This window comes from Ahrensia sp. 13_GOM-1096m (assembly GCF_000620605.1).
Classification (GTDB): Bacteria; Pseudomonadota; Alphaproteobacteria; order Rhizobiales; family Rhizobiaceae; genus Ahrensia; species Ahrensia kielensis.
Window position 1 is genome coordinate 614,632 of record NZ_KK211156.1, and the last position, 9,222, is coordinate 623,853.

Consider the following 9,222-nt stretch of genomic DNA (forward strand, 5'->3'; position numbering starts at 1 on the left):
ATTATTATGAAACCTGCAGATATCCGCGCACTCACTGCCGATCAATTGGCAGAAGAACTCGAAAAACTGAAAAAAGAGCAGTTCAACCTGCGCTTTCAAGGTGCCACTAACCAACTTGAGAAGACAGATCGTGTTCGCCAAGTTCGCCGTGACATCGCACGTATTAAAACTATTGCCGGCCAGTTGGCCGACAAAGCAAAAGCTTAAAGGGACGACAAAATGCCAAAACGTATTTTGCAAGGTGTCGTTGTAAGCGACAAAAACGAGAAAACGGTTGTCGTACGCGTTGAGCGTCGATTTGCACATCCGCTCTTGAAAAAAACTGTTCGACGGTCTAAGCGCTATCAAGCGCATGACGAATCTAACCAAGTTAAGGTTGGGGAGCAGGTCTCAATTCAAGAGTGTGCACCTATTTCAAAAAGCAAGCGTTGGACAGTTGTTACCGCTTAAATTCGGTAACCTGTTTAATTTAGTTAGTTCCCGGTAATCCGGGCAAAAGAGAAACAAAGGCATCCAGTCATGATTCAGATGCAAACAAACCTCGACGTCGCTGATAATTCAGGCGCCCGTCGTGTTCAGTGCATCAAAGTGCTTGGCGGTTCAAAGCGTAGATATGCTTCTGTTGGCGACGTTATCGTCGTCTCAGTAAAAGAAGCTATTCCACGTGGACGCGTCAAAAAAGGTGATGTTATGAAAGCTGTTGTTGTACGCACAGCTAAAGACATCCGCCGCACAGATGGCAGTGTAATTCGCTTCGACGGCAATGCAGCCGTTCTAGTGGACGGTAAATCAGAACCAGTCGGCACGCGTATTTTCGGCCCAGTACCTCGCGAGTTGCGCGGTAAAAAGCATATGAAAATCATCTCGCTTGCGCCAGAAGTGTTGTAGGAGACTGAGTGATGCAAAAAATCCGTAAAGGCGACAAAGTCGTCGTACTCACCGGTAAAGATAAAGGCCGTTCAGGCGATGTAACAAAAGTAATGCCAAAAGATGGCAAAGCTCTTGTTGCAGGTATCAATATGGTGAAGCGCCACACACGCCAGTCGCAGACGAGCGAAGGTGGCATTATTTCAAAAGAAGCGCCAATTCAATTGTCGAATTTGTCGATTATTGATCCTAAAGATGGCAAACCGACTCGCGTTGGTTTCCGTATGGAAGGCGACAAGAAAGTGCGTTTCGCAAAACGTTCTGGAGATTTGATTGATGGCTGAAGCTAATTATGAGCCGCGCCTGAAAGTTCAGTACCGCGACGCAATCCGTGGCCAATTGCAAGAAACGTTTTCTTATAAGAACGTTATGCAAATTCCTGAGGTAACGAAAATCGTTATCAATATGGGTATTGGTGAAGCAACGAACGATTCAAAGCGTCCTGCTAAGGCTGCTGAAGAATTGTCTTTGATCGCTGGTCAAAAAGCGCAAGTAACTTTTGCACGCAATTCAATTGCTGGCTTTAAAGTTCGCGAAGATATGCCGCTTGGCTGTAAAGTAACTCTACGCGGCCAGCGTATGTATGAATTCATGGACCGTTTGGTCACAATCGCGCTACCGCGCGTACGTGACTTTCGCGGCCTGAATCCAAAAAGCTTTGATGGTCGTGGCAATTTTGCCATGGGTCTTAAAGAACACATCGTGTTCCCAGAAATCGACTACGATAAAGTCGATAACATTTTGGGAATGGACATTATCGTTTGTACGAGTGCGACAAATAATGAGGAAGCATTGGCTTTGCTTAAAGCCTTCAACTTCCCATTCCCGTCAAACTAACGGCAAGCAACACAAGGTGTATTCGAATGGCTAAAGTTAGCGCAATCGAGAAGAACAATCGCCGCCGTCAATTGGTGGACAAATATGCTGAAAAGCGCGCTGCGCTCAAAGCAATTATTATGAACCGTGACCTTCCAATTGAAGAGCGCTTCAAAGCGAACATCAAATTGGCTGCTATGCCGCGTAACGGAGCGAAAATTCGCATTCGTAACCGCTGTGAAGTATCTGGTCGTCCACGCGGTTTTTACCGCAAGCTACGTATGTCACGTATCGCGCTTCGCGATCTTGGCAGCACAGGCAAAGTGCCTGGCGTCGTGAAATCTAGCTGGTAAGGGGAGGCTCATATGTCGGTTTCAGATCCAGTCGGCGATATGCTGACCCGTATTCGTAACGGTTTGCACCGCTCTAAAGGCAGCGTTTCTACGCCAGCCTCTAAGCAACGTGCTCGCGTTCTTGATGTTCTTCAGTCTGAAGGTTACATCCGTGGCTATTCACAGGTTGAATATGGCACAGGCAAATCAGAGTTCGTTATCGAACTTAAATATGCTGAAGGCCAACCTGTAATTCGCAAGATCGAGCGTGTTTCCAAGCCGGGACGCCGTGTTTATGTTGGCGTTAAGTCAATTGAACATGTGGCAAATGGTTTGGGCATTTCAATTCTGTCAACACCATCAGGTGTTATGGCAGATCACGATGCTCGTGAGAAAAATGTTGGTGGCGAGTTGCTCTGCCGCGTATTCTAACGCGAATTAGAGCAATCCGAATTTAAGAACGGACAGGTAATAAAATGTCTCGTATTGGTAAAAAAGCGATTGCCCTTCCAGATGGTGTTACAGCCACGCTAGAAGGCAATATCGTTAAAGCTAAAGGCCCTAAGGGTGAGCTGGAATTCGTCGCCAATGATGAAGTTATTGTTGAGGTAAAGGACGGAGAAATCTCTGTTCAGCCGCGTGATAGCTCTAAAGTTGCACGATCAAAGTGGGGTATGTCCCGCACAATGATCCAGAACATTGTTGATGGCGTTAAAGAAGGTTTTGAGCGCAAGCTTGAAATCAATGGTGTTGGTTACCGTGCTACTATGCAAGGTAAAAACATTCAGCTAGCGGTTGGTTATTCACATGATGTTGTTTATCAGGTGCCTGAGGGCGTCTCTGCTGCAACACCGAAGCCGACTGAAATCGTGTTGACTGGCATCGACAAGCAACAGCTTGGTCAAGTCGCGGCTGAAATTCGTAAATTCCGCTCACCTGAGCCTTATAAAGGCAAGGGTATTAAATATGCGGAAGAGACGATCATCCGCAAAGAAGGTAAGAAGAAGTAAGGACCGCTATCATGGCTTCAAACAAGCAAGCAGTGCAGCGCCGCGCGCAACGCGTTCGCCGCCAGCTGAAGAAGGTAGGCAGCGGCCGCGTGCGCCTTTCGGTTTACCGCTCTTCAAAAAATATCTATGCGCAGCTCATTGATGATGTAGCAGGCAATACAATTGCTTCTGCCTCAACTTTGGATGCAGATCTTCGCAAGTCGCTAAAGTCAGGTGCTGATATTGATGCAGCATCTGCCGTTGGTAAACTCGTTGCCGAACGTGCTTCTAAAGCAGGCATCAGCGAAGTCGTTTTCGACCGTGGACCATATATTTTCCACGGCCGTATCAAAGCTTTGGCTGACGCTGCCCGTGAGGGTGGCCTAACGTTCTAATTTGAACGTAAAGCTGGACAGTTTTAGCCCGCTAGTTTAAGCGGGCTAAATTACATCTGTAGGGCAGCACTTTGTTGCTCTATTTTTGTTAAACCCCGTGCTTCCGGAAAAAAATAAGGATTAGGGAAATGGCACAAGATCGTGGCGGTCGTAACGACCGCAACAACCGCGAGGAAGTCGACAGCGAATTCGTCGACAAGCTCGTTCATATTAATCGCGTTGCAAAAGTTGTAAAAGGCGGTCGTCGCTTTGGTTTTGCTGCGCTTGTCGTTGTTGGCGACCAAAAAGGCCGTGTTGGCTTTGGTCATGGTAAGGCGCGTGAAGTGCCTGAAGCAATCCGCAAGGCAACTGAAGCTGCAAAGCGCGAAATGATTTTCGTTCCATTGCGCAGCGGACGTACATTGCATCACGACGTTAAGGGCCGTCACGGCGCTGGTAAAGTTGTGTTGCGTGCAGCACCTGCTGGTACTGGTATTATTGCTGGTGGTCCTATGCGTGCAGTTTTCGAAACTGTTGGTATGCATGACGTTGTTGCGAAATCTGTTGGTTCTTCGAACCCATACAACATGGTTCGCGCGACATTTGATGCATTGAAAAACCAAATGCACCCGAAAGACATCGCTGCTCAGCGCGGTGTTAAATACTCAACACTTCAGGCGCGTCGTCGCGATCTGATTGGCACCGAAGAATAGGAACGGTGAAACCGTCCTTAGGGACAAGTTTTACAGAGGAATTGCACTATGGTTGATAAATCCAAAGGCGCGACTGTCACCGTTGAACAGATCGGCAGCCCAATCCGCCGCTCAGCAGACCAGCGTCAAACGCTGATCGGTCTGGGCCTGAATAAAATGCATCGTGTACGCACACTGGAAGATACACCAGCGGTTCGCGGCATGATCCTTAAAGTCTCTCACCTCGTTCGTGTACACGACGAAGCTTGATAGACCGGAGTATTTGATATGAAACTCAATGAACTACGCGATAATGAGGGTGCAACGCACTCCAGAATACGTGTTGGTCGCGGTATTGGCTCTGGTAAGGGCAAAACTGGCGGACGCGGCGTAAAAGGTCAGAAGTCACGCTCAGGTGTGGCTATCAAGGGCTACGAGGGCGGCCAGATGCCGATCTATCGTCGCTTGCCTAAACGCGGCTTTACAAACATCTTTGCTAAAAACTTCAATGTCGTTTCTATCGAGCGTATTGAAGCAGCTATTGAAGCTAAAAAGCTTGATGCTAAAAACACAATTACTGTTGAAACATTGATCGAAGCTGGCATTTGCCGTCGTGCTTTGGATGGTGTTCGCGTTCTTGGTGATGGCGAAGTTAAATCTAAACTTACTCTTGAAGTGGCTGGCGCATCTAAGTCAGCGATTGAAAAGATCGAAAAAGCTGGTGGTAAGATTACTGTTACCGCCGCCGCTGCTTCGGAAGTTTAATCTATAATTTGCAGGAACGGCGGGCCATGTGCCCGCCTTTTTTGTTTGTACCAATGGTTTTATCCGTTAATCACGGTTGATGTCACTGACTTTGTGACTTGCACGTCGCGTCTCTTATGCCTATCTGGGGTAAATCTGCAGAGTCGACTTGTGACCGCGGAATAGCGAACCGGAGAATTCTATGGCCTCTGCTGCCGAACAATTAGCTTCTAATATGAATTTGGGCGCCTTCTCGAAGGCAACTGAGCTTAAAAAGCGTATTTGGTTTACGCTTGGTGCTCTGCTTGTTTATCGACTGGGTACGTATATCCCGTTGCCGGGTTTGAATATGGAGGCTTTTGCACAAGCTTTCCAAACCCAATCAAGCGGTATTCTTGGCCAATTTAATATGTTTGCCGGTGGCGCGATTGAGCGCATGGCGATTTTTGCACTTGGCATTATGCCTTACATCTCTGCATCAATTGCCATTCAGTTGATGACATCTGTTATTCCTCAGCTTGAACAGCTTAAAAAAGAGGGAGAGCAGGGGCGTAAGGTTATCAACCAATATACGCGTTATGGCACAGTGTTCCTCGCTACCCTGCAGGCTTATGGCATCGCTGTTGGCCTTGAGGGTGGTACTGGCATTGTTTCCGATCCAGGCTGGTTCTTCCGCTTCTCAACAGTGATTTCGCTTGTTGGCGGTACAATGTTCCTCATGTGGCTTGGTGAGCAGATTACAGCGCGCGGCATTGGTAACGGTATTTCGCTGATTATTTTCGCGGGTATTGTTGCTGGTATGCCATCAGCGATTGCTGGCACGCTTGAGCTTAGCCGTACAGGCGCTTTGTCGGCCGGCCTTGTGGTTGGCATACTCGTGCTTGCTGTCGCTATTATTGCTTTGATTGTTTTTGTTGAGCGCGCACAACGCCGCTTGCTGATCCAGTATCCGAAGCGTCAAGTCGGCAACAGAATGTTCCAGGGCGATACGTCGCACCTGCCACTAAAGCTTAACACAGCTGGTGTTATTCCTGCGATCTTCGCATCATCACTTCTATTGTTGCCTGCGACACTTGCTGGTTTCTCTGATACCAGCAATCTTCCTGACTGGGCGACAAGCGTTCTTGCTGCCCTTGGTCATGGACAGCCGCTTTATATGGTGTTTTATGCTGCTTTGATTGCGTTCTTTGCTTTCTTCTACACTGCGATTGTTTTCAATCCGCAGGAGACAGCTGACAACCTTAAAAACCATTCTGGCTTTATTCCAGGCATTCGCCCTGGTGCTCGTACAGCTGAGTATATCGATTACGTTTTGACGCGCATCACAGTTGTTGGTGCAATTTACTTGGTTTTGGTTTGTATATTACCCGAATTTCTAATAGCGCGCACAGGCGTACCGTTCTATCTGGGTGGTACATCATTGCTGATCGTGGTCAGCGTCACACTGGATACGGTCGCTCAGGTGCAAGGTCATCTTATCGCCCACCAGTATGAAGGCTTGATCAAGAAGTCTAAATTACGCGGGGGGAAAAAGCGTAGATGAGATTAATTCTTCTAGGGCCGCCGGGTGCGGGTAAGGGAACGCAAGCACAAAAGCTTGTTGAGGCTTACGGCATTCCACAACTTTCGACTGGTGATATGCTTCGTGCAGCTGTTGCAGCTGGCACCGAAGTTGGTCTTCGCGCTAAAAGCGTTATGGATGCAGGTAACCTTGTATCAGATGATATCGTGAATGCGATTGTATCAGAACGCCTTGAGCAACCTGATTGTGACAAAGGGTTCATTCTTGATGGATACCCGCGCACGCTGGTGCAAGCTGATGCCGTAGAGGATCTGCTTGCTGAAAAGGGCATGCCGCTTGATGTCGTGATTGAGCTATCCGTTGAAGACGAAGTTCTTGTTGAACGCATTGCTGGTCGTTTTACCTGCGCAAATTGTGGCGCTGGTTATAATGATACTTTGCAGCCTACGGCTAAAAAGGGCGTGTGCGACAAATGCGGTGGTACAGAGTTTAAACGCCGTAAGGATGATAATCCAGAAGCGCTAAAGACGCGGCTTATGGCCTATTATAAAGAAACATCGCCGCTGCTTGGTTATTACTATGCCAAAGGCATGTTGCAATCAGTTGATGGCCTACAGGCGATTGAGCAAGTGGGCGAAAGCATAAAAAAAGTTTTGGATGAGGTTTAATCCGAAACGATAGAAATCCATACAGTCGGTATGATTCGTGCATACCGGCTGTTGACAGTTGTTCACGTCAGGCTTATAGCCCACCGACTCCCTTAAAAACGCGTGAGTTTTGATTCCTGTTGGGATTGGTTTGCGTATTTGATAGCGAGCCTCGCAAGGGCCGGCCTCCACCGGACGCGAGCAACATAAACGCCATTTTGGCATACATGGAGTATTGAGCATGGCTCGTATTGCCGGGGTTAACATCCCAACACAGAAACGTGTAATTATCTCACTACAATACATTCACGGTATTGGTGCGCAATTCGCGAAAGAAATCATCGAGAAAAACAACATTGCGCCAGAGCGCCGCGTCAACGAATTGTCTGACGCTGAAATTCTCGGCATCCGCGAAACAATCGACCGTGACTATCAGGTTGAAGGCGACCTTCGCCGCGAAACATCTATGAATGTTAAGCGCTTGATGGACCTTGGTTGTTACCGTGGTCTTCGTCACCGTCGTGGTCTTCCTGTTCGTGGTCAGCGTACGCACACAAATGCGCGCACACGTAAGGGCCCAGCAAAAGCGATCGCTGGTAAGAAGAAATAATCATAAATTTTCGGTTTAGCCGCCGGTGCTACGGCGGCGCTTGAAATCAAAGGAACTATTAAATGGCTAAAGAAGCTGGACGCGTTAAACGCCGCGAAAAGAAAAACATTTCATCTGGCATTGCTCATGTGAATTCTACTTTCAACAACACAATGATCACAATCACTGATGCACAGGGCAATGCAATTGCTTGGTCTTCAGCTGGTATGCAGGGTTTTAAAGGCTCTCGTAAATCTACACCGTTTGCTGCTCAGATGGCTGCAGAAGATTGCGCTAAAAAAGCACAAGAACACGGTATGAAGTCTTTGGAAGTTGAAGTTAACGGTCCTGGCTCAGGTCGTGAATCAGCATTGCGTGCGTTGCAGGCTGCGGGTTTCACAATCACGTCTATTCGTGATGTGACAACTATTCCGCATAATGGCTGCCGCCCTAAAAAACGTCGCCGGGTATAAACCCGACCACGATGTGATTTGGGTGTCGTTAATCCAGCGATGCTCGATAAAAGACAGAGCGCTACGATTGGATGGTAGCGTTGTAGTTGAAGGAAAATGCTGTGATACAAAAAAACTGGCAAGAACTGATTAAGCCGAACAAAGTTGAATTCAAAGGCTCTGGTAAGAAAGTGTCTTTGATCGTTGAGCCGCTTGAACGCGGTTTTGGCTTGACTTTGGGTAATGCGCTTCGCCGCGTTTTGCTATCTTCACTTCGTGGTGCTGCTGTTACTGCTGTGCAGATTGACGGCGTTCTACACGAGTTCTCTTCCATTCCTGGTGTTCGCGAAGATGTTACAGACATCATCTTGAACATTAAGGAAATTGCGATCAGCATGGAAGGCGATGGCCCGAAACGTATGGTTGTGCGCAAGCAAGGACCAGGCGCTGTTTTGGCTTCTGACATTCAGACTGTTGGCGATGTTGAAGTTCTCAACCCTGACCATGTCTTGTGTACGCTTGATGAAGGCGCTGAAATCCGTATGGAATTCACCGTTGATGCGGGTAAAGGTTATGTTCCTGCTGAACGTAACCGTGCTGAAGATGCGCCAATCGGTCTTATTCCGGTTGATAGTCTTTATTCACCAGTTCGCAAAGTTTCTTACAAAGTTGAGAACACACGCGAAGGCCAAGTTCTCGATTATGACAAATTGCTCATGACAATCGAAACAAACGGCACTGTTTCAGGTGAAGATGCTGTGGCTTTTGCTGCACGTATTCTACAAGACCAGCTTGGTGTGTTTGTTAACTTTGAAGAGCCAGAAAAAGAAGCGCAGGAAGAACAAGTTCAAGAACTTGCATTCAACCCAGCTCTTCTTAAGAAGGTTGATGAGTTGGAACTTTCTGTTCGCTCTGCAAACTGCTTGAAGAACGACAATATTGTTTATATTGGCGATCTTATTCAGAAGAGCGAAGGCGAAATGCTTCGTACGCCTAACTTCGGTCGTAAGTCTCTTAACGAGATTAAAGAAGTTTTGGCATCTATGGGCCTACATCTCGGTATGGAAGTACCAACTTGGCCACCAGAAAATATCGAAGATCTCGCAAAACGTTACGAAGATCACTATTAATTTTTGAA

Annotated in this window: 17 protein-coding genes; all 17 read left to right on the forward strand. The window is 47.5% G+C overall.

Features of this window, described 5'->3' with window-relative positions; translation table 11 throughout:
- The first annotated feature begins 6 nt into the window (after positions 1-6).
- The 17 genes from rpmC to N530_RS0116820 all read left to right on the forward strand — a co-directional run bounded on the left by rpmC (position 7) and on the right by N530_RS0116820 (position 9,214).
- The gene (gene rpmC, locus N530_RS0116740; protein ID WP_026481649.1) at positions 7-207 is read left to right on the forward strand and encodes a 50S ribosomal protein L29; all 201 of its coding nucleotides are present in this window, start codon (positions 7-9) and stop codon (positions 205-207) included.
- Between the two features lie 12 nt (positions 208-219).
- Positions 220-450, forward strand: coding sequence for a 30S ribosomal protein S17 (rpsQ, locus tag N530_RS0116745; RefSeq protein ID WP_026481650.1), 231 nt, complete (start codon positions 220-222; stop codon positions 448-450).
- A gap of 69 nt (positions 451-519) precedes the next feature.
- Positions 520-888, forward strand: coding sequence for a 50S ribosomal protein L14 (gene rplN, locus N530_RS0116750; RefSeq protein WP_026481651.1), 369 nt, complete (start codon positions 520-522; stop codon positions 886-888).
- Positions 889-899: 11 nt separating this feature from the next.
- On the forward strand, positions 900-1,211 hold the full coding sequence (rplX, locus tag N530_RS0116755) for a 50S ribosomal protein L24 (RefSeq protein ID WP_026481652.1): 312 nt from the start codon (positions 900-902) through the stop codon (positions 1,209-1,211).
- Positions 1,204-1,764 carry a 50S ribosomal protein L5 gene (gene rplE / locus N530_RS0116760; RefSeq protein WP_026481653.1) on the forward strand — a complete coding sequence of 187 codons (561 nt, stop codon included), beginning with the start codon at positions 1,204-1,206 and terminating at the stop codon, positions 1,762-1,764. The genes rplX and rplE overlap by 8 nt, the downstream gene beginning before the upstream one ends.
- Positions 1,765-1,790: 26 nt before the next feature.
- Positions 1,791-2,096 carry a 30S ribosomal protein S14 gene (gene rpsN, locus N530_RS0116765; RefSeq protein ID WP_026481654.1) on the forward strand — a complete coding sequence of 102 codons (306 nt, stop codon included), beginning with the start codon at positions 1,791-1,793 and terminating at the stop codon, positions 2,094-2,096.
- Positions 2,097-2,108: 12 nt separating this feature from the next.
- Positions 2,109-2,507 (forward strand): 30S ribosomal protein S8, encoded by a 399-nt coding sequence (rpsH, locus tag N530_RS0116770; protein ID WP_026481655.1) that lies wholly within the window; start codon positions 2,109-2,111, stop codon positions 2,505-2,507.
- Between the two features lie 44 nt (positions 2,508-2,551).
- Entirely contained in the window at positions 2,552-3,085 is a 534-nt protein-coding gene (gene rplF / locus N530_RS0116775; RefSeq protein WP_026481656.1) for a 50S ribosomal protein L6, read from the forward strand.
- A gap of 11 nt (positions 3,086-3,096) precedes the next feature.
- Positions 3,097-3,459 carry a 50S ribosomal protein L18 gene (rplR, locus tag N530_RS0116780; protein WP_026481657.1) on the forward strand — a complete coding sequence of 121 codons (363 nt, stop codon included), beginning with the start codon at positions 3,097-3,099 and terminating at the stop codon, positions 3,457-3,459.
- 128 nt (positions 3,460-3,587) lie between these two features.
- On the forward strand, positions 3,588-4,151 hold the full coding sequence (gene rpsE / locus N530_RS0116785; RefSeq protein WP_026481658.1) for a 30S ribosomal protein S5: 564 nt from the start codon (positions 3,588-3,590) through the stop codon (positions 4,149-4,151).
- Positions 4,152-4,199: 48 nt separating this feature from the next.
- Entirely contained in the window at positions 4,200-4,400 is a 201-nt protein-coding gene (gene rpmD / locus N530_RS0116790) for a 50S ribosomal protein L30 (protein ID WP_026481659.1), read from the forward strand.
- 18 nt (positions 4,401-4,418) lie between these two features.
- Positions 4,419-4,895, forward strand: a complete 477-nt coding sequence (gene rplO / locus N530_RS0116795) for a 50S ribosomal protein L15 (protein WP_026481660.1) — start codon at positions 4,419-4,421, stop codon at positions 4,893-4,895.
- A gap of 181 nt (positions 4,896-5,076) precedes the next feature.
- A complete protein-coding gene (secY, locus tag N530_RS0116800) occupies positions 5,077-6,417 on the forward strand; it encodes a preprotein translocase subunit SecY (RefSeq protein ID WP_026481661.1) in 1,341 nt (446 codons plus the stop codon).
- Complete coding sequence (locus tag N530_RS0116805; protein ID WP_026481662.1) at positions 6,414-7,064, forward strand: adenylate kinase; 651 nt, start codon at positions 6,414-6,416, stop codon at positions 7,062-7,064. The genes secY and N530_RS0116805 overlap by 4 nt, the downstream gene beginning before the upstream one ends.
- A gap of 220 nt (positions 7,065-7,284) precedes the next feature.
- The gene (gene rpsM, locus N530_RS0116810) at positions 7,285-7,653 is read left to right on the forward strand and encodes a 30S ribosomal protein S13 (RefSeq protein ID WP_026481663.1); all 369 of its coding nucleotides are present in this window, start codon (positions 7,285-7,287) and stop codon (positions 7,651-7,653) included.
- A 62-nt stretch (positions 7,654-7,715) separates the two neighbouring features.
- Complete coding sequence (gene rpsK, locus N530_RS0116815) at positions 7,716-8,105, forward strand: 30S ribosomal protein S11 (protein ID WP_026481664.1); 390 nt, start codon at positions 7,716-7,718, stop codon at positions 8,103-8,105.
- Positions 8,106-8,206: 101 nt separating this feature from the next.
- On the forward strand, positions 8,207-9,214 hold the full coding sequence (locus N530_RS0116820; protein ID WP_026481665.1) for a DNA-directed RNA polymerase subunit alpha: 1,008 nt from the start codon (positions 8,207-8,209) through the stop codon (positions 9,212-9,214).
- Positions 9,215-9,222 lie beyond the last annotated feature (8 nt).

Excerpts from the sequence above, each read along its gene's own strand:
- rpmC (WP_026481649.1), top strand. The coding sequence starts at position 7 with ATGAAACCTGCAGATATCCGCGCACTCACTGCCGATCAATTGGCAGAA.
- rpsQ (WP_026481650.1), top strand. The coding sequence starts at position 220 with ATGCCAAAACGTATTTTGCAAGGTGTCGTTGTAAGCGACAAAAACGAG.
- rplN (WP_026481651.1), top strand. The coding sequence starts at position 520 with ATGATTCAGATGCAAACAAACCTCGACGTCGCTGATAATTCAGGCGCC.
- rplX (WP_026481652.1), top strand. The coding sequence starts at position 900 with ATGCAAAAAATCCGTAAAGGCGACAAAGTCGTCGTACTCACCGGTAAA.
- rplE (WP_026481653.1), top strand. The coding sequence starts at position 1,204 with ATGGCTGAAGCTAATTATGAGCCGCGCCTGAAAGTTCAGTACCGCGAC.
- rpsN (WP_026481654.1), top strand. The coding sequence starts at position 1,791 with ATGGCTAAAGTTAGCGCAATCGAGAAGAACAATCGCCGCCGTCAATTG.
- rpsH (WP_026481655.1), top strand. The coding sequence starts at position 2,109 with ATGTCGGTTTCAGATCCAGTCGGCGATATGCTGACCCGTATTCGTAAC.
- rplF (WP_026481656.1), top strand. The coding sequence starts at position 2,552 with ATGTCTCGTATTGGTAAAAAAGCGATTGCCCTTCCAGATGGTGTTACA.
- rplR (WP_026481657.1), top strand. The coding sequence starts at position 3,097 with ATGGCTTCAAACAAGCAAGCAGTGCAGCGCCGCGCGCAACGCGTTCGC.
- rpsE (WP_026481658.1), top strand. The coding sequence starts at position 3,588 with ATGGCACAAGATCGTGGCGGTCGTAACGACCGCAACAACCGCGAGGAA.
- rpmD (WP_026481659.1), top strand. The coding sequence starts at position 4,200 with ATGGTTGATAAATCCAAAGGCGCGACTGTCACCGTTGAACAGATCGGC.
- rplO (WP_026481660.1), top strand. The coding sequence starts at position 4,419 with ATGAAACTCAATGAACTACGCGATAATGAGGGTGCAACGCACTCCAGA.
- secY (WP_026481661.1), top strand. The coding sequence starts at position 5,077 with ATGGCCTCTGCTGCCGAACAATTAGCTTCTAATATGAATTTGGGCGCC.
- N530_RS0116805 (WP_026481662.1), top strand. The coding sequence starts at position 6,414 with ATGAGATTAATTCTTCTAGGGCCGCCGGGTGCGGGTAAGGGAACGCAA.
- rpsM (WP_026481663.1), top strand. The coding sequence starts at position 7,285 with ATGGCTCGTATTGCCGGGGTTAACATCCCAACACAGAAACGTGTAATT.
- rpsK (WP_026481664.1), top strand. The coding sequence starts at position 7,716 with ATGGCTAAAGAAGCTGGACGCGTTAAACGCCGCGAAAAGAAAAACATT.